Origin of the sequence: Klebsiella aerogenes (assembly GCA_029027985.1) — a bacterium.
Classification (GTDB): domain Bacteria; phylum Pseudomonadota; class Gammaproteobacteria; order Enterobacterales; family Enterobacteriaceae; genus Klebsiella; species Klebsiella aerogenes_A.
The window spans coordinates 4,885,918-4,904,390 of record CP119076.1; the positions used below are offsets into that span (position 1 = coordinate 4,885,918).

Below are 18,473 nucleotides of genomic sequence, written 5' to 3' on the forward strand. Positions count from 1 at the left end.
TAAATTTATGCGACGTGTTATTTATCGGTCGGTCTTTTTTGCTCTGCTTATATTGCTTTGCGTTGGGCGGGAGGTCATCGCCTGTGGTCCGGCTAATTTTTCTAGCGCCACCATTTCATTTCCAGGCACAATTAACGTATCAAAGAATGACCCCATAGGAAAAGTGCTTGTTGAGAGTGCCACTGCTACAATATCGGGTACTATCGGTGGCCCTTGCTCGGGTACCTGGGACCTGACTCCGTGGCCAATGAATACCACCTTAACGCCCTCATCTTATCCACACACGGTTAACACAAACATTCCGGGTATAGGATTACAAGTCCAGAATACTTATTATATTTCCAATCCGAAGCCGAGCTGGAATGATGGATATTTTTCGCCAACCAACCGTTATCCAGTCTATCAAATGGTCAATCTAAAGAGTAATGAGACACTGAAAATAGACCTCACATGGGTAGGAAGATTGGTTGTCACTGGCCCTGTGTCTACCCGCGACGGAAATACGATCACTAATATTGGTGGTCTATTATTTAACCTGACCTTCGGCCAAGGCACTGCCTTTTACATGACGAATGGGAATATGTCTATATCGACGAAGGCGACTAAGGTTATACTCGAAAGCTGCGAGATAGGAACCTCTGCCATTGAAGTCCCCATGGGAACCCATGCAATAGGCCAGCTTTCCGCCCCCGGAGACACAACGGATCGCGTTGGCTTTAGTATCGCGCTGAGAGGCTGCGCTGACACGGTAAAAGACATCACATATCAGCTTGCGCCAGCTACCTCCGTGCTGGATGACTCACTTTCCGTTATCGCATTGGATAGCACATCCTCTGCCAAAGGGGTCGGTCTGCAATTACTCGATAACGCAGGAAAGGCACTACCGCTATCAAAAGATCAGCCATTCAATTTCATTCCTAATCCAGCCGGTGATTACGATATCCCTCTGCAAGCCCGTTATTATCGCCTGAACCAGGCAATAAGCGGCGGGACTGCAAACACCTCCGTCACGTTTTCAGTGACGTACCAATAACGCCGGCAACCATCGCCTTTTATTGCAGGAAATTTATTGCGGTCGTTGATATATTTGCCACATCATATTGCAATTTCTGCAATGTAAAATCGTGGAGTGTGCCCGTGGATTTACGCGATCTGAAAATGTTCCTGCATCTGGCCGAAAGCCGTCATTTTGGCCGCAGCGCGCGGGCGATGCACGTCAGCCCTTCCACGCTCTCCCGGCAGATCCAACGGCTGGAAGACGATCTCGGTCAGCCGTTGTTTGTGCGCGATAACCGCACGGTCACGCTCACCGAAGCTGGCGATGAGCTGCGCGTGTTTGCCCAGCAAACGCTGCTGCAATATCAACAACTACGCCACACGCTCGATCAGCAAGGGCCGTCGCTGTCGGGCGAACTGCATATTTTCTGCTCGGTGACCGCGGCGTACAGCCACCTGCCGCCGATTCTTGACCGTTTTCGCGCCGAACACCCCTCGGTGGAAATCAAACTCACCACCGGCGATGCCGCCGATGCGATGGACAAAGTGGTGACAGGAGAAGCCGATCTGGCGATTGCCGGTAAACCGGAAACGCTGCCGGGCGCGGTGGCGTTTGCCATGCTGGAGAATCTGGCCGTCGTATTGATTGCCCCGGCGCTACCGTGCCCGGTACGCAACCAGGTTTCCGTTGATGAGCCCGACTGGTCAACGGTGCCGTTTATCATGGCCGACCAGGGGCCAGTGCGCCGCCGCATCGAACTGTGGTTCCGTCGCCATAAAATCAGCAATCCGTTGATTTACGCCACCGTGGGCGGCCACGAAGCAATGGTGTCGATGGTGGCGCTGGGCTGCGGCGTGGCGCTGATTCCCGAAATCGTGCTGGAAAACAGCCCGGAGCCGGTGCGCAACCGCGTGATGATTTTAGAGCGCAGCGATGAGAAGACGCCTTTCGAGCTAGGCGTGTGCGCACAAAAGAAACGGCTGAATGAGCCGCTGATTAATGCGTTCTGGAAGATTATTCAGGTATGACAAGGAAGAGAGAAGCTGGATAAATATGTACGCGGGACAGTGATCAAATAAACCAAAGCGTTATCTGGAAAGCCGATCGCAGAACAATAAAAAACCCCGCTGGTGAGGCAGGGTTCTTTATTTTTCGCCCTCAGGCTACAGATGGCGGCCCGAGCGGCGTTGTGCAACAGTGCAATTCAGCACATTTAATGCTACCCCAATTTTCCCTCTGTTGCAAACAGACGGCCTGGATTTATAATACAAAGCGCTGAACTGTCGCGCTCTTCACCGCACCGATTTTAAGCCCTGACTACTGGACAGGTGGTGCTGCAAGTAGTGCTCTGGTCTGGAGTGCAACAGTGCAATTCAGCAAATGTACACCCCGCGCCGACAGGCAATGTAAGGGTAAGACGCGGGCGTTGCGCTCCTTCATGAAGGAGAGCGGATGGACACGCTGACGCAAAAGCTGATTGTGCTCATCGCCGTACTGGAGCTATTACTGGCTCTGCTGCGGTTGATTGATCTGTTGAAGTGATTCTCAGGTTGAAACGCACCAAAGGGGGAAACCACTTCCCCCTTTAATAAAGCTCCCGAATATTTTTTCATTCTTGCTAAAAATTACGCGGTGATCGTCAAACCACGCTTTGTCGTTTTCGATACGTACCTGTTGGAGAAAATCGAGGCCCTCTGGCGCGAATCATCGCGCCCTGGTTTGAGGCAAAATAACGGCTATCCCGCCAGGAAAAACCTGAACGCCGGGTTATTCGTCTCGTCGTGGCACTCATAACCCAGTTCATTGAGTCGGGTTTCGAAATCCGGTTCGTTCTCGCCCAGTTCGAACGCCGCCAGCACGCGGCCATAGTCAGTGCCGTGGCTACGATAGTGGAACAGGGAAATATTCCAGTGCGTGCCTAAGGTATACAGAAACTTGAGTAGCGCGCCGGGAGATTCCGGGAATTCAAAGCTGTAGAGACGTTCCTGCAACGGTTTCGACGGACGGCCGCCGACCATGTAGCGCACGTGCAGCTTTGCCATTTCATCGTCGGAGAGATCCACCACGCTGTAACCGCCATCGCTCAACAACTGCAGGATCTCTTTGCGTTCCTCCAGGCCGCGGCTCAGGCGCACGCCGACAAAAATACAAGCGTTTTTCGCATCGGCGAAGCGATAGTTGAACTCGGTGACCGAACGCCCGCCTAACAGTTGGCAGAATTTCAGGAAGCTACCCTTCTCTTCCGGGATGGTCACCGCCAACAGCGCTTCACGTTGTTCCCCCAGCTCGCAGCGTTCGGAAACGTAGCGCAGGCCGTGGAAGTTGACGTTCGCACCGGAAAGCACGTGCGCCAGGCGTTCACCGCGAATGTTGTGCTGGGCGATGTATTTTTTCATTCCCGCCAGCGCCAGCGCGCCGGAAGGCTCCGCCACCGCACGCACGTCTTCGAACAGGTCTTTCATCGCCGCGCAGATCGCATCGCTATCCACGGTGATGATGTCGTCGAGATACTCCTGACACAGACGGAAAGTTTCGTCGCCAATGCGTTTGACCGCTACGCCTTCGGCAAAGAGGCCAACGCGCGGCAGATCCACCGGATGGCCAGCATCCAGCGCCGCCTTCAGACAGGCAGAATCTTCCGCTTCCACGGCGATGACTTTAATTTGCGGCATCAGCTGTTTGATCAACACCGCCACGCCCGCTGCCAGACCGCCGCCGCCGACCGGTACGAATACGCGGTCAATGTGGGCATCCTGCTGCAGCAGTTCCAGCGCCAGGGTACCCTGACCGGCGATCACCATCGGGTGATCGAACGGCGGCACCCAGGTAAAGCCCTGTTGCTGCGCCAACTCAATCGCCCGGGCTTTCGCTTCGTCAAAGTTAGCGCCGTGCAGCAGCACTTCGCCGCCAAAACCGCGAACGGCGTCAACTTTGATATCAGCGGTCGCCACCGGCATCACGATCAGCGCCTTAACGCCAAGCCGGGAGGCAGAAAACGCCACCCCTTGCGCATGGTTACCCGCCGAAGCCGTAATCACGCCATTCGATTTTTGTTCCGCCGTCAGGCCGGACATCATCGCGTAGGCGCCGCGCAGCTTAAAGCTATGCACTGGCTGGCGGTCTTCGCGTTTCACCAGAATAACGTTATCGAGGCGCGAAGAGAGCTTGTCCATTTTTTGCAGCGGCGTTTTCTGCACCGCTTCATAAACCGGCGCGCGCAGTACCGCACGGAGATATTCCGCCCCCTCGGGGGCGGCGGATAGGGGTTGCGACTCGGCCATCATTAACCCCCAAGTTTTGATTTATCGCGCACGGCGCCTTTGTCGGCGCTGGTCGCGAGGCTCGCGTAAGCGCGCAGCGCGAAGGAGACCTGACGTTCGCGATCTTTCGGCGTCCACGCCTTATCACCACGCGCTTCCTGCGCTTCACGACGGGCAGCAATTTCCGCATCGCTCAGCTGCAACTGGATGCCGCGGTTCGGGATATCAATAGCAATCAAGTCGCCATCTTCGATGATCGCGATATTGCCGCCGCTCGCTGCTTCCGGCGATACGTGGCCAATAGAAAGCCCCGAGGTGCCGCCAGAGAAACGGCCATCGGTGATCAGCGCGCACGCTTTGCCGAGGCCCATAGACTTCAGGAAGGTTGTCGGGTAGAGCATTTCCTGCATCCCCGGCCCGCCTTTCGGCCCTTCATAGCGGATAACCACAACGTCGCCTTCCACCACTTTGCCGCCAAGGATGGCCTCAACCGCCTCATCCTGGCTCTCATACACTTTCGCCGGGCCGGTGAACTTCAGAATGCTATCGTCCACGCCTGCGGTTTTCACGATACAACCGTTTTCGGCAAAGTTGCCGTACAGAACCGCCAGACCGCCGTCTTTGCTGTAAGCGTGCTCCAGAGAACGGATGCAACCTTCAGCGCGATCGTCATCAAGGGTGTCCCAACGGCAGTCCTGCGAGAACGCCTGAGTGGTGCGAATACCCGCCGGGCCCGCACGGAACATCTGTTTCACCGCATCATCCTGGGTCTGCATCACATCGTAACGCTCAAGGGTTTGCGGCAACGTCAGGCCAAGAATATTTTTCACCTCGCGGTTCAGCAGACCGGCGCGATCTAACTCGCCGAGGATCCCCAGAACGCCGCCGGCGCGGTGCACGTCTTCCATATGGTATTTCTGCGTACTCGGCGCCACTTTACACAGCTGCGGTACCTTGCGGGACAGTTTATCGATATCGCTCATGGTGAAGTCGATCTCGGCTTCCTGCGCCGCAGCTAACAGGTGCAGAACCGTGTTGGTCGAGCCGCCCATGGCGATATCCAACGTCATGGCGTTTTCGAATGCCGCCTTACTGGCGATATTGCGCGGCAGCGCGGAAGCGTCATCCTGCTCGTAGTAACGCTTGGTCAGTTCGACGATGCGCTTACCGGCGTTGAGGAACAGCGTTTTACGATCGGCGTGAGTCGCCAGCAGAGAACCGTTACCCGGCTGCGATAAACCTAATGCTTCGGTCAGGCAGTTCATGGAGTTAGCAGTAAACATCCCTGAACAAGAACCACAGGTTGGACAGGCGGAACGCTCCACCTGGTTGCTCTGATCGTCGGATACTTTCGGGTCCGCGCCCTGAATCATGGCATCCACCAGATCCAGTTTGATAATTTTGTCAGACAGTTTGGTCTTCCCGGCTTCCATTGGGCCGCCGGAAACGAAAATCACCGGAATATTCAGGCGCAGAGAAGCCATCAGCATCCCCGGGGTGATTTTATCGCAGTTGGAAATGCAGACCATCGCATCGGCGCAGTGGGCGTTGACCATGTACTCTACCGAGTCAGCGATCAGCTCACGAGATGGCAGTGAATAGAGCATCCCCCCGTGACCCATGGCGATCCCATCATCCACTGCGATCGTGTTGAATTCTTTAGCGACGCCGCCTGCAGCTTCAATTTGCTCGGCAACCAGTTTACCGAGATCGCGCAGGTGCACGTGCCCCGGCACAAACTGGGTAAAGGAGTTGACGACAGCGATGATCGGTTTACCGAAATCATCATCGGTCATCCCGGTTGCGCGCCACAGCGCGCGGGCGCCCGCCATATTGCGGCCATGTGTGGTGGTGGCGGAACGGTACTTAGGCATGCTCTTTTTACTCCCATCATTGTTTATGCAATGGGACGGTGCGTGCCGTCCCATTTTTAATTACTGACTTACCGGATCCAACCAGCCCCATTTATCTTCCGTTTCACCGGTGAAGAGGCCAAAGAATGCTTCCTGAATACGTTTAGTCACCGGGCCGCGGCGGCCTTCGCCGACCTGAATGCCGTCAACGCTGCGTACTGGGGTGATTTCCGCGGCGGTACCGGACATGAAGACTTCATCCGCCAGGTACAGAGATTCACGGGACAGCACCTGTTCACGCACTTCGATACCCAGGTCCTTCGCCAGCTTGATAATGGCGTCGCGGGTAATGCCCGGCAGGGCGGAAGAGGTAAATGGCGGGGTAAACAGCACGCCATCTTTCACTTCAAACAAGTTTTCGCCCGCGCCTTCAGAGATATAACCGTTAACATCCAACGCGATACCTTCCTGATAACCATGACGACGCGCTTCGCTACCAACCAGCAGTGAGGAGAGATAGTTACCGCCCGCTTTTGCCGCGGTTGGGATGGTGTTCGGCGCCGCACGGTTCCAGGAAGAAACCATCGCATCGATCCCCTGCTCCAGCGCTTCCGCGCCAAGGTATGCTCCCCACGGGAACGCCGCGATGATCACGTCAGTGTTGTAACCGTCCGGCGGGTTAACGCCCATGCCGACATCGCCAACAAAGACTAACGGACGGATATAGGCGCTGGTCAGCTTATTGGTGCGGATAACTTCGCGGCAGGCTTCCATAAGCTCATCAACACTCTGAGAAACCGGGAAACGGTAGATTTTGGCTGAGTCATGCAGACGCTGCATATGTTCACGATGGCGGAACACCACTGGTCCTTTGTGAGAATCGTAGCAGCGGATACCTTCGAACACCGAAGTCCCGTAGTGCAGCGCGTGAGACATCACGTGCACTTTTGCCTCGCCCCATGGGGTCATCTCGCCATTGAACCAAATGTAATCAGCTTTCTTCGTCGTCATTTTTGTTATTCCTCTGCGCTTAAGCGCGGATCTGTTGTGATGTGGGTTGCTGGATCTCGACGCAGGCGACGTCTACCAGTTTGCGTAACTGACTAAACAGTAATTCGACGGGCCGCTGGCTGGCAACGGTCAGTTCGATATTTATGTTCTGGGCATCCGCCGCGGTTTCCATATTCATGGAGCAGATCTGAAAGCCACGGTGACGCACGACGCGCAGCACGCGTTCTAAGGTTTCGGGGTTGAAGCGAGCCTGTAAAGCGACCTGATGTTGCATCATGATAATTTCTCCAGCATTTCTGCATTACTGGCGCCGGGCGGCACCAACGGCCAGACATTCTCAAGTTCGTCGATTGAGACATGAAGCAGATATGGCCCCTGGCTCGAAAGCATGGTGTCGAGTGCCGCTTCAACCTGGTCTTTACGGGTGATGTGTTGGCCAGGAATGCCGAAGGCGCTGGCCAGGGTCAGGAAATCAGGGTTATCGGTGAGCGTGGTTTCGCTGTAACGCTCCTGGAAGAACAGCTGCTGCCACTGGCGAACCATACCTAAACGTTGGTTATCCAACAGCACGATTTTCAACGGCAGCTGCTTGCGCTTAACGGTGCCCAACTCTTGCACGTTCATCATGAAAGAACCATCGCCGGAGATACAGATAACGGTATCGTCCGGGCGAGCAACCTGCGCGCCGACAGCGGCCGGCAGGCCAAAGCCCATGGTGCCCAGCCCACTGGAGGTGATGAAGTTTTCCGGACGGGTATAGGTCATATGCTGAGCCGACCACATCTGGTGCTGGCCAACATCGGTGGTCACGACGCAATCCGCCGGTTTGCGATCGGAAAGCTGCTTCAGCAGCAACGGCGCGTAGATGGCCTCGCCAGGGTGATCGTAGCGCCAGGCGTGCTCCGCACGCAGCTGAGCATTGTGCTCGCGCCAGGTATCGATAGATAACGGCTGCTTCAGCGCTGGCAGCATCGCGTTCAAATCGCCGGTTAAGGCAATGTGCGCCTGGCGCAGTTTGTTCAATTCAGCCGGATCGATATCCATATGAATTACTTTGGCGTGCGGGGCAAAGGTGTTCAGCTTGCCGGTCACCCGGTCATCAAAACGCGCACCGACGGCGATCAACAGATCACACTGCTGAACCGCCAGGTTTGCCGCCTTGGTGCCGTGCATTCCCAACATCCCGAGATAGTACGGGTAATCCGCTTCTACGGCGCCCAGCCCTTTCAGGGTGCAGGTTACCGGCATCTGCGTAACAGACAGAAACTCGCGCAGAGCCGGTACTGCCTGCGCCATTCCGACACCACCGCCCACGTACAGCATCGGTTTGTGGGACTGAGCAATCATCGCTAATGCCTGTTCGACTTCCGCGTAAGGGAACTCAACATCGTCAGGTACGGTCGAGAAATGCGGGTCCAGCTCACCTTTCGCCAGCTGGATATCCTTCGGGATATCCACCAGTACCGGGCCGGGGCGGCCTGAGTTTGCCACCAGGAAAGCTTCAGCAATCACGCGCGGCAGTTCTTCCAACGATTGCACCAGGAAACTGTGTTTGGTGCAGGCCAGCGATAACCCAAGAACGTCCACTTCCTGAAAAGCATCGGTACCGATAAACGGCGCTGCCACCTGACCGGTGATCGCAACGACGGGAACGGAATCAAGCAGCGCGTCAGCAAGACCAGTGATCAGGTTGGTGGCGCCAGGGCCGGAAGTGGCGATGCAGACCCCAGTTTTGCCAGTGGCGCGAGCATAACCGATGGCGGCCATCGCGGCTCCCTGTTCGTGACGACACAGTAGGTGTTCCACGCCGCCGTCATACAACGCATCGTAAACCGGCATAATTGCGCCACCCGGGTAGCCAAATACCGTATCGACACCCTGTGCTCGCAAAGCATGTACCACCCACTGCGCCCCGTTCATAGTTAGTTCCCCGTCATAGATCGGGAGAAACAGAATTTTGTGCTAAAACTCATCGTTTGCTCCTCGCTGATGTTTTTTAAGTTATAAAAAAACCCCCGGACCTTTCGGTGCGGGGGTCTTAGTTCGTTAAGGCTTGATTTCTAAGCCTTTCCTCGTCCAAGTGCAGCCCCGCACGGTGGGATAATAATCACCACCACGCTAATCACGACCAGGCTAATCACTCGTAGAAGGGCTGTCATTTTCTGTTCTTTCTGGCTTCTTGTTCGAAGGAATACCTAAAGAGTTATCACAGACATCACAACAAGCACAAGATTTTTTTATGTTCCATTTTCTGATCTTGCTAACGATTTTTATTAAAGCAGTTGTTTTTTAACAGAAAAATATAAAGTGAAAAAAATTCAGCTTATCACCGGTTTTCATCCCGTGTTTCAGCATGCCAAAACGGCATGTTTGAAAATTTGCGCGCATTCTTCCAGAAAAATAAAAATGCAAAACTTTGCAGTCAATTGTCTGGAATAAGCGCCATAAAGTTAACTTCGTGGCGGTTACTTACCGTATATGAATCGACATAATCACCGGCTCAGGAGGGGTTATGTCACTCGCAATTGTCTATACCCGTGCGGCGCTGGGGGTCAGCGCGCCGCTGATTACGGTCGAAGTTCATATCAGCACCGGTTTGCCCGGATTGACGATGGTTGGGCTGCCTGAAACCACGGTAAAGGAGGCTCGCGATCGGGTCCGTAGCGCCATTATCAATAGCGGTTACAGCTTCCCGGCGAAGAAGATAACCATCAACCTCGCGCCAGCCGATTTGCCAAAAGAAGGTGGGAGATATGATTTACCTATCGCTCTCGCGCTCCTGGTCGCGTCGGAGCAGCTTACTGCGCCGACGCTAAATCAATATGAGTTTGTCGGCGAGCTGGCCCTGACAGGCGGCTTACGCGGCGTTCCTGGGGCTATTTCCAGCGCAATGGAAGCGATAAAAGCCGGGCGGCAAATTATTGTTGCCGGGGATAACGCCGCAGAGGTCGGGTTGATCGGCGGCGATGAATGTCTTATTGCCGGACACCTGCAGGAAGTCTGCGCGTTTCTTGAAGGAAAGCATGCGCTGCAGCCGCCAGCCAGTGAAATCGAAGTGGGTCACGATGACTACGACGATCTCGGCGATGTTATTGGCCAACAGCAGGGAAAACGCGCGCTGGAGATCGTCGCAGCCGGCGGCCACAATTTGCTGCTAATGGGGCCGCCAGGTACCGGGAAAACGATGCTCGCCAGCCGTTTATCAGGGCTATTACCGCCGCTAAGCAATCAGGAAGCGCTGGAGAGCGCGGCTATCCTGAGCCTCGTCAATACCCATTACGTCACGCGCCAGTGGCGTCGACGGCCATTCCGTGCTCCTCATCATAGCGCGTCGCTGGCAGCGATGGTCGGCGGCGGTTCGATCCCGGCGCCAGGCGAGATCTCTCTTGCCCATAACGGCATTCTGTTTCTCGATGAGCTGCCCGAATTCGAACGCCGGGTTCTGGATGCCTTACGTGAGCCCATCGAGTCAGGAAAAATTCATCTTTCACGCACGCGGGCGAAAATAGACTATCCCGCCAGGTTTCAACTCATTGCTGCCATGAATCCCAGTCCAACAGGGCATTATCAAGGGCAACATAACCGGGCCACGCCAGAACAAACATTGCGTTATCTGAGTCGGTTGTCCGGGCCGTTCCTCGATCGCTTCGACCTGTCGCTGGAGATCCCTCTCCCCCCGCCAGGCGTATTAAGTCGAGGTAGCGACGGCGAAGAACGAAGCGCGGCTATTCGCCTGCGAGTGTTAGCGGTGCGTGAACAGCAGCTCACCCGACAGGGGAAACTCAATGCGCAACTGGATAGCGGCGAGATAAAAGCCTGGTGTCGGCTAAAAGAAGATGACGCGATATGGTTGGAACAGGCGCTATCGGCGCTGGGGTTATCAATACGCGCGTGGCAGCGGCTGCTGAAGGTTGCTCGCACTATCGCCGATATCAATGAAGATCGGGATATAGAACGCCACCATTTGCAGGAAGCACTGAGCTACCGGGCTATCGATCGCATGCTAAACCACCTGCAAACGCTGATGGCATAAAAAAAGGGCTTTCGCCCTTTTTTCTTAATCGTCACTTTCAGTATAGTCTTCGGCGCCTTCAACCTGCGGCTTGCCACCAGACAGAGTGTGGAAACGCTTTGGACGCTTGATACGCGCCATATACTTAATCCAGACGCGTTCTGCTTCCGTTACTGGCTCACGTTCGCCGTGGCATACCGCTACGAACTGTTTTTCATCTTCAGTAACAGGCTCGCGTTTACCCAGTTCCAGCTCATTAAAGGCGTAACCATGACGTTCAAGCAGTTGCGCCTCTTTGATGGTGAAATCACCGTGACGGGAGAACCCGCGCGGATAATTTTTATTGTCGAAAAAACGATTAGTCGTCGTAAAGCTTTCCGCCATCCTACACGCTCCTGATTCTTTGGCCGAGCTATTTATGGCGCGGAGTATTAGTTACGCTTGACAGAGCGTCAAACAAAACATTTAAATCATCACGACAAATAATTTTGCGGAGAAGAGTGTGGACACGGAATTGCTCAAAACTTTCCTTGAAGTGAGCAGAACTCGCCACTTTGGGCGAGCAGCGGAGGCGCTTTATTTAACACAATCAGCGGTTAGCTTCCGTATTCGCCAGTTGGAAAACCAGCTGGGCGTGAATCTATTCACCCGCCATCGTAACAATATTCGTTTAACGTCCGCCGGTGAAAAGCTGTTGCCCTATGCAGAAACGTTGATGAATACCTGGCAGGCCGCGCGTAAGGAGGTCGCCCACTCTTCCCGGCATAATGAATTCTCAATCGGTGCCAGTGCATCGCTATGGGAGTGTCTTCTGAACGGCTGGTTAGGGAAGCTCTATAAAGAACCCTATAACCTGCAATTTGAAGCGCGGATCGCCCAGCGTCAGTCGTTGGTTAAACAATTGCATGAGCGTCAGCTCGATCTCCTGATCACCACTGAATCGCCGAAGATGGATGAATTAAGCAGCCAGTTGTTAGGAAACTTCACCCTGGCGCTCTATTGTGCCGCGCCAGCTAAAAATAAGAATGATTTGAATTACCTGCGCCTGGAATGGGGACCAGACTTTCAGCAAAACGAAGTCGGTCTGATTGGTAGTGATGATGTGCCTTTATTGACAACCAGCTCTGCTGAGCTTGCTTATCAGCAACTCAACGCACTGAACGGTTGCACCTGGTTACCCGTCAACTGGGCGCAGCAGAAAACTGGTCTGCATACGGTTACCGATAGCGCGACGCTTTCTCGTCCTCTGTATGCCATCTGGTTACAAAATAGCGATAAGCAGGCTCATATCCGCGATATCCTGAAAAGCAGCATACTGGAATAAAGATTGGACTCCATGGATGGAGTTAAAAGCGAGTAAGGAAAGGTGATGAGACGGGGAAATAACAGATAAAAAAAATCCTTTGCCGAAGCAAAGGATTATATATGGCAGGGGCGGAGAGACTCGAACTCGCGACACCCGGTTTTGGAGACCGGTGCTCTACCAACTGAGCTACGCCCCTAAATCTTTCTCGCTATTAAGCCTGCTAAGTTAGCAGGCTTAATTTAAATAAGTGGCGGAACGGACGGGACTCGAACCCGCGACCCCCTGCGTGACAGGCAGGTATTCTAACCGACTGAACTACCGCTCCACCGAATTTTTTCTACATCTACCGGTTTAACACCCCGGTTTTACTGCAAATTTGATGCCTGGCAGTTCCCTACTCTCACATGGGGAGACCCCACACTACCATCGGCGCTACGGCGTTTCACTTCTGAGTTCGGCATGGGGTCAGGTGGGACCACCGCGCTATCGCCGCCAGGCAAATTCTGTTATCAATCCGTCATAAGACGCATCGATTAATCTGTATCACGCTGAAAATCGTCTCAAATCGCCAAAACATCTTCGGCGTTGTAAGGTTAAGCCTCACGGTTCATTAGTATCGGTTAGCTCAACGTATCGCTACGCTTACACACCCGACCTATCAACGTCATCGTCTTTAACGTTCCTTCAGGAGACTCTAAGTCTCAGGGAGAACTCATCTCGGGGCAAGTTTCGTGCTTAGATGCTTTCAGCACTTATCTTTTCCGCATTTAGCTACCGGGCAATGCCATTGGCATGACAACCCGAACACCAGTGATGCGTCCACTCCGGTCCTCTCGTACTAGGAGCAGCCCCCCTCAATTCTCCAGCGCCCACGGCAGATAGGGACCGAACTGTCTCACGACGTTCTAAACCCAGCTCGCGTACCACTTTAAATGGCGAACAGCCATACCCTTGGGACCTACTTCAGCCCCAGGATGTGATGAGCCGACATCGAGGTGCCAAACACCGCCGTCGATATGAACTCTTGGGCGGTATCAGCCTGTTATCCCCGGAGTACCTTTTATCCGTTGAGCGATGGCCCTTCCATTCAGAACCACCGGATCACTATGACCTGCTTTCGCACCTGCTCGCGCCGTCACGCTCGCAGTCAAGCTAGCTTATGCCATTGCACTAACCTCCTGATGTCCGACCAGGATTAGCTAACCTTCGTGCTCCTCCGTTACTCTTTGGGAGGAGACCGCCCCAGTCAAACTACCCACCAGACACTGTCCCCACGCCGGATTACGGCGCCAGGTTAGAACATCAAACATTAAAGGGTGGTATTTCAAGGTCGGCTCCACGCAGACTGGCGTCCACGCTTCAAAGCCTCCCACCTATCCTACACATCAAGGCTCAATGTTCAGTGTCAAGCTATAGTAAAGGTTCACGGGGTCTTTCCGTCTTGCCGCGGGTACACTGCATCTTCACAGCGAGTTCAATTTCACTGAGTCTCGGGTGGAGACAGCCTGGCCATCATTACGCCATTCGTGCAGGTCGGAACTTACCCGACAAGGAATTTCGCTACCTTAGGACCGTTATAGTTACGGCCGCCGTTTACCGGGGCTTCGATCAAGAGCTTCTCCTTACGGATAACCCCATCAATTAACCTTCCGGCACCGGGCAGGCGTCACACCGTATACGTCCACTTTCGTGTTTGCACAGTGCTGTGTTTTTAATAAACAGTTGCAGCCAGCTGGTATCTTCGACTGATTTCAGCTCCACCCGCAGGGGCTTCACCTACATATCAGCGTGCCTTCTCCCGAAGTTACGGCACCATTTTGCCTAGTTCCTTCACCCGAGTTCTCTCAAGCGCCTTGGTATTCTCTACCTGACCACCTGTGTCGGTTTGGGGTACGATTTGATGTTACCTGATGCTTAGAGGCTTTTCCTGGAAGCAGGGCATTTGTTACTTCAGCACCGTAGTGCCTCGTCATCACACCTCAGCGTTAACAGCGTTCCGGATTTACCTGGAACACCCGCCTACATGCTTAAACCGGGACAACCGTCGCCCGGCTAACATAGCCTTCTCCGTCCCCCCTTCGCAGTAACACCCAGTACAGGAATATTAACCTGTTTCCCATCGACTACGCCTTTCGGCCTCGCCTTAGGGGTCGACTCACCCTGCCCCGATTAACGTTGGACAGGAACCCTTGGTCTTCCGGCGTGCGGGCTTTTCACCCGCATTATCGTTACTTATGTCAGCATTCGCACTTCTGATACCTCCAGCAACCCTCACAGGCCACCTTCGCAGGCTTACAGAACGCTCCCCTACCCAACAACACATAGTGTCGCTGCCGCAGCTTCGGTGCATGGTTTAGCCCCGTTACATCTTCCGCGCAGGCCGACTCGACCAGTGAGCTATTACGCTTTCTTTAAATGATGGCTGCTTCTAAGCCAACATCCTGGCTGTCTGTGCCTTCCCACATCGTTTCCCACTTAACCATGACTTTGGGACCTTAGCTGGCGGTCTGGGTTGTTTCCCTCTTCACGACGGACGTTAGCACCCGCCGTGTGTCTCCCGTGATAACATTCTTCGGTATTCGTAGTTTGCATCGGGTTGGTAAGTCGGGATGACCCCCTAGCCGAAACAGTGCTCTACCCCCGAAGATGAGTTCACGAGGCGCTACCTAAATAGCTTTCGGGGAGAACCAGCTATCTCCCGGTTTGATTGGCCTTTCACCCCCAGCCACAGGTCATCCGCTAATTTTTCAACATTAGTCGGTTCGGTCCTCCAGTTAGTGTTACCCAACCTTCAACCTGCCCATGGCTAGATCACCGGGTTTCGGGTCTATACCCTGCAACTTAACGCCCAGTTAAGACTCGGTTTCCCTGCGGCTCCCCTATACGGTTAACCTTGCTACAGAATATAAGTCGCTGACCCATTATACAAAAGGTACGCAGTCACACCCGAAGGTGCTCCCACTGCTTGTACGTACACGGTTTCAGGTTCTTTTTCACTCCCCTCGCCGGGGTTCTTTTCGCCTTTCCCTCACGGTACTGGTTCACTATCGGTCAGTCAGGAGTATTTAGCCTTGGAGGATGGTCCCCCCATATTCAGACAGGATACCACGTGTCCCGCCCTACTCTTCGAGTTCACAACCTGTGCATTTTGGTGTACGGGACTATCACCCTGTACCGTCGGACTTTCCAGACCGTTCCACTAACACACAAGCTGATTCAGACTCTGGGCTGCTCCCCGTTCGCTCGCCGCTACTGGGGGAATCTCGGTTGATTTCTTTTCCTCGGGGTACTTAGATGTTTCAGTTCCCCCGGTTCGCCTCGTTAACCTATGTATTCAGTTAACGATAGTGTGACGAATCACACTGGGTTTCCCCATTCGGACATCGCCGGCTATAACGGTTCATATCACCTTACCGACGCTTTTCGCAGATTAGCACGTCCTTCATCGCCTCTGACTGCCAGGGCATCCACCGTGTACGCTTAGTCGCTTAACCTCACAACCCGAAGATGTTTCGTAAAACATTCTCGACTTGCGAAAATTTGAGAGACTCGAACACACCATTAACAGTGTGTCGTTTCAATTTTCAGCTTGATCCAGATTTTTAAAGAGCAAAACTTCGCAGTGAACCTTTTCAGGTACACTCTGAAGTTTTCTTGTTTTGTGCAGTAAGGGTGGTGGAGCTATGCGGGATCGAACCGCAGACCTCCTGCGTGCAAAGCAGGCGCTCTCCCAGCTGAGCTATAGCCCCATCGTAGTTATCTCATTCACCTTAATTCTTTCTGAGACAAGGCGTGGAGCGGCGAAGCATACTTGGGTATGCGAGTCGTTTCACAACGCGGTATCAGGAAGAATTTGGTAGGCCTGAGTGGACTTGAACCACCGACCTCACCCTTATCAGGGGTGCGCTCTAACCACCTGAGCTACAAGCCTGCAGAGATTACTTACTGCTGTTATTTCATCAGACAATCTGTGTGGACACTACAAAGGCAGGTTCTTTAAGGTAAGGAGGTGATCCAACCGCAGGTTCCCCTACGGTTACCTTGTTACGACTTCACCCCAGTCATGAATCACAAAGTGGTAAGCGCCCTCCCGAAGGTTAAGCTACCTACTTCTTTTGCAACCCACTCCCATGGTGTGACGGGCGGTGTGTACAAGGCCCGGGAACGTATTCACCGTAGCATTCTGATCTACGATTACTAGCGATTCCGACTTCATGGAGTCGAGTTGCAGACTCCAATCCGGACTACGACATACTTTATGAGGTCCGCTTGCTCTCGCGAGGTCGCTTCTCTTTGTATATGCCATTGTAGCACGTGTGTAGCCCTACTCGTAAGGGCCATGATGACTTGACGTCATCCCCACCTTCCTCCAGTTTATCACTGGCAGTCTCCTTTGAGTTCCCGGCCGGACCGCTGGCAACAAAGGATAAGGGTTGCGCTCGTTGCGGGACTTAACCCAACATTTCACAACACGAGCTGACGACAGCCATGCAGCACCTGTCTCAGAGTTCCCGAAGGCACCAAAGCATCTCTGCTAAGTTCTCTGGATGTCAAGAGTAGGTAAGGTTCTTCGCGTTGCATCGAATTAAACCACATGCTCCACCGCTTGTGCGGGCCCCCGTCAATTCATTTGAGTTTTAACCTTGCGGCCGTACTCCCCAGGCGGTCGACTTAACGCGTTAGCTCCGGAAGCCACGCCTCAAGGGCACAACCTCCAAGTCGACATCGTTTACGGCGTGGACTACCAGGGTATCTAATCCTGTTTGCTCCCCACGCTTTCGCACCTGAGCGTCAGTCTTTGTCCAGGGGGCCGCCTTCGCCACCGGTATTCCTCCAGATCTCTACGCATTTCACCGCTACACCTGGAATTCTACCCCCCTCTACAAGACTCTAGCCTGCCAGTTTCGAATGCAGTTCCCAGGTTGAGCCCGGGGATTTCACATCCGACTTGACAGACCGCCTGCGTGCGCTTTACGCCCAGTAATTCCGATTAACGCTTGCACCCTCCGTATTACCGCGGCTGCTGGCACGGAGTTAGCCGGTGCTTCTTCTGCGAGTAACGTCAATCGCTGAGGTTATTAACCTCAGCGCCTTCCTCCTCGCTGAAAGTACTTTACAACCCGAAGGCCTTCTTCATACACGCGGCATGGCTGCATCAGGCTTGCGCCCATTGTGCAATATTCCCCACTGCTGCCTCCCGTAGGAGTCTGGACCGTGTCTCAGTTCCAGTGTGGCTGGTCATCCTCTCAGACCAGCTAGGGATCGTCGCCTAGGTGAGCCATTACCCCACCTACTAGCTAATCCCATCTGGGCACATCTGATGGCATGAGGCCCGAAGGTCCCCCACTTTGGTCTTGCGACGTTATGCGGTATTAGCTACCGTTTCCAGTAGTTATCCCCCTCCATCAGGCAGTTTCCCAGACATTACTCACCCGTCCGCCGCTCGCCGGCAAAGTAGCAAGCTACTTTCCGCTGCCGCTCGACTTGCATGTGTTAGGCCTGCCGCCAGCGTTCAATCTGAGCCATGATCAAACTCTTCAATTTAAGTTTGATGCTCATGAATTAAACTTCGTAATGAATTACGTATGTTCACTCAGAGACTTGGTATTCATTTTTCGTCCGAGGACGTTAAGAATCCATGTCACTTTGAGTGCCCACACAGATTGTCTGATAAATTGTTAAAGAGCAGTTGCAACGCGGCTTTCAGCTCACCGTTGCGAGGTCCCGTATAATACGTTTTCCTCATTCAGAGTCAAGCGTTTATTTTGCTTTTCTCTGTCGGTTTTCAACGTTGATTTTCACCGCTGAAACCCTGCTGACCCGGCGGCTTGTTTGCCGTTGTTCCGTGTCAGTGGAGGCGCATTATAGGGAGTTCTGAGACGTTGACAAGCCCTGTTTTCAAAAAACTTTTCAACCGTCTCTTTTTTCGCCAAAGCCGGTGGTAAAACCGTAAAAAACCGCCCTTTTGCTGTTTTAACCACCGAAATAAGCCGCCAGGTGGCATACTGATAAAGTAGAAAAGAGAAAGGAACGG

The 18,473-nt window shown here is 53.7% G+C and carries 11 protein-coding genes, 4 tRNA genes and 3 rRNA genes; 4 read left to right on the forward strand and 14 right to left on the reverse strand.

The genetic code is table 11. The annotated features are described in order from the left end of the window. Positions 1-7: 7 nt before the first annotated feature. Together PYR66_23155 and ilvY are read left to right on the forward strand one after the other, a co-directional pair. Positions 8-1,033 (forward strand): fimbrial protein, encoded by a 1,026-nt coding sequence (locus tag PYR66_23155; protein ID WEF28111.1) that lies wholly within the window; start codon positions 8-10, stop codon positions 1,031-1,033. A 104-nt stretch (positions 1,034-1,137) separates the two neighbouring features. Continuing rightward, positions 1,138-2,025, forward strand: a complete 888-nt coding sequence (gene ilvY, locus PYR66_23160) for an HTH-type transcriptional activator IlvY (protein ID WEF28112.1) — start codon at positions 1,138-1,140, stop codon at positions 2,023-2,025. 708 nt (positions 2,026-2,733) lie between these two features. Here the strand turns inward: ilvY and ilvA are convergent. The 6 genes from ilvA to ilvL all read right to left on the reverse strand — a co-directional run bounded on the left by ilvA (position 2,734) and on the right by ilvL (position 9,280). Continuing rightward, positions 2,734-4,278 carry a threonine ammonia-lyase, biosynthetic gene (ilvA, locus tag PYR66_23165; GenBank protein WEF30534.1) on the reverse strand — a complete coding sequence of 515 codons (1,545 nt, stop codon included), beginning with the start codon at positions 4,276-4,278 and terminating at the stop codon, positions 2,734-2,736. A gap of 2 nt (positions 4,279-4,280) precedes the next feature. Further along, on the reverse strand, positions 4,281-6,131 hold the full coding sequence (ilvD, locus tag PYR66_23170; GenBank protein ID WEF28113.1) for a dihydroxy-acid dehydratase: 1,851 nt from the start codon (positions 6,129-6,131) through the stop codon (positions 4,281-4,283). 60 nt (positions 6,132-6,191) lie between these two features. Then, positions 6,192-7,121 (reverse strand): branched-chain amino acid transaminase, encoded by a 930-nt coding sequence (locus PYR66_23175; GenBank protein WEF28114.1) that lies wholly within the window; start codon positions 7,119-7,121, stop codon positions 6,192-6,194. A gap of 19 nt (positions 7,122-7,140) precedes the next feature. Then, positions 7,141-7,398, reverse strand: coding sequence for an acetolactate synthase 2 small subunit (ilvM, locus tag PYR66_23180; GenBank protein ID WEF28115.1), 258 nt, complete (start codon positions 7,396-7,398; stop codon positions 7,141-7,143). Continuing rightward, positions 7,395-9,041, reverse strand: a complete 1,647-nt coding sequence (gene ilvG / locus PYR66_23185) for an acetolactate synthase 2 catalytic subunit (protein ID WEF28116.1) — start codon at positions 9,039-9,041, stop codon at positions 7,395-7,397. The genes ilvM and ilvG overlap by 4 nt, the downstream gene beginning before the upstream one ends. A gap of 140 nt (positions 9,042-9,181) precedes the next feature. Then, entirely contained in the window at positions 9,182-9,280 is a 99-nt protein-coding gene (gene ilvL / locus PYR66_23190) for an ilv operon leader peptide (protein WEF28117.1), read from the reverse strand. Positions 9,281-9,633: 353 nt separating this feature from the next. On the opposite strand from ilvL, the gene PYR66_23195 reads away from it, so the two are divergent. After that, positions 9,634-11,154 carry a YifB family Mg chelatase-like AAA ATPase gene (locus PYR66_23195; GenBank protein ID WEF28118.1) on the forward strand — a complete coding sequence of 507 codons (1,521 nt, stop codon included), beginning with the start codon at positions 9,634-9,636 and terminating at the stop codon, positions 11,152-11,154. Positions 11,155-11,178: 24 nt separating this feature from the next. On the opposite strand, the gene PYR66_23200 is transcribed toward PYR66_23195, so the two are convergent. Next, entirely contained in the window at positions 11,179-11,517 is a 339-nt protein-coding gene (locus PYR66_23200) for a DUF413 domain-containing protein (GenBank protein ID WEF28119.1), read from the reverse strand. 118 nt (positions 11,518-11,635) lie between these two features. On the opposite strand from PYR66_23200, the gene hdfR reads away from it, so the two are divergent. Further along, entirely contained in the window at positions 11,636-12,457 is an 822-nt protein-coding gene (hdfR, locus tag PYR66_23205) for an HTH-type transcriptional regulator HdfR (GenBank protein ID WEF28120.1), read from the forward strand. Positions 12,458-12,559: 102 nt separating this feature from the next. Here hdfR and PYR66_23210 read toward each other — a convergent pair. The 7 genes from PYR66_23210 to PYR66_23240 form a co-directional block, all read right to left on the reverse strand. Then, positions 12,560-12,635, reverse strand: a tRNA-Trp gene (locus PYR66_23210). A 52-nt stretch (positions 12,636-12,687) separates the two neighbouring features. Continuing rightward, positions 12,688-12,764: transfer RNA gene (locus tag PYR66_23215), tRNA-Asp, on the reverse strand. Between the two features lie 56 nt (positions 12,765-12,820). Then, positions 12,821-12,936, reverse strand: a 5S ribosomal RNA gene (rrf, locus tag PYR66_23220). A gap of 92 nt (positions 12,937-13,028) precedes the next feature. Beyond that, a 23S ribosomal RNA gene (locus PYR66_23225) occupies positions 13,029-15,933 on the reverse strand. Between the two features lie 179 nt (positions 15,934-16,112). Beyond that, positions 16,113-16,188: transfer RNA gene (locus PYR66_23230), tRNA-Ala, on the reverse strand. 105 nt (positions 16,189-16,293) lie between these two features. Further along, positions 16,294-16,370 (reverse strand) — tRNA-Ile (locus PYR66_23235). Between the two features lie 71 nt (positions 16,371-16,441). Beyond that, positions 16,442-17,983, reverse strand: a 16S ribosomal RNA gene (locus tag PYR66_23240). The 16S, 23S and 5S rRNA genes sit together here with 4 tRNA genes alongside, the layout of an rRNA operon. Positions 17,984-18,473: the final 490 nt, after the last annotated feature.

What these genes read in the sequence shown, in the direction of transcription:
- ilvG (WEF28116.1), bottom strand. Translation starts at nt 9,041, where the DNA reads ATGAACGGGGCGCAGTGGGTGGTACATGCTTTGCGAGCACAGGGTGTC.
- PYR66_23195 (WEF28118.1), top strand. Translation starts at nt 9,634, where the DNA reads ATGTCACTCGCAATTGTCTATACCCGTGCGGCGCTGGGGGTCAGCGCG.
- ilvM (WEF28115.1), bottom strand. Translation starts at nt 7,398, where the DNA reads ATGATGCAACATCAGGTCGCTTTACAGGCTCGCTTCAACCCCGAAACC.
- PYR66_23175 (WEF28114.1), bottom strand. Translation starts at nt 7,121, where the DNA reads ATGACGACGAAGAAAGCTGATTACATTTGGTTCAATGGCGAGATGACC.
- ilvD (WEF28113.1), bottom strand. Translation starts at nt 6,131, where the DNA reads ATGCCTAAGTACCGTTCCGCCACCACCACACATGGCCGCAATATGGCG.
- ilvA (WEF30534.1), bottom strand. Translation starts at nt 4,278, where the DNA reads ATGGCCGAGTCGCAACCCCTATCCGCCGCCCCCGAGGGGGCGGAATAT.
- ilvL (WEF28117.1), bottom strand. Translation starts at nt 9,280, where the DNA reads ATGACAGCCCTTCTACGAGTGATTAGCCTGGTCGTGATTAGCGTGGTG.
- PYR66_23155 (WEF28111.1), top strand. Translation starts at nt 8, where the DNA reads ATGCGACGTGTTATTTATCGGTCGGTCTTTTTTGCTCTGCTTATATTG.
- PYR66_23200 (WEF28119.1), bottom strand. Translation starts at nt 11,517, where the DNA reads ATGGCGGAAAGCTTTACGACGACTAATCGTTTTTTCGACAATAAAAAT.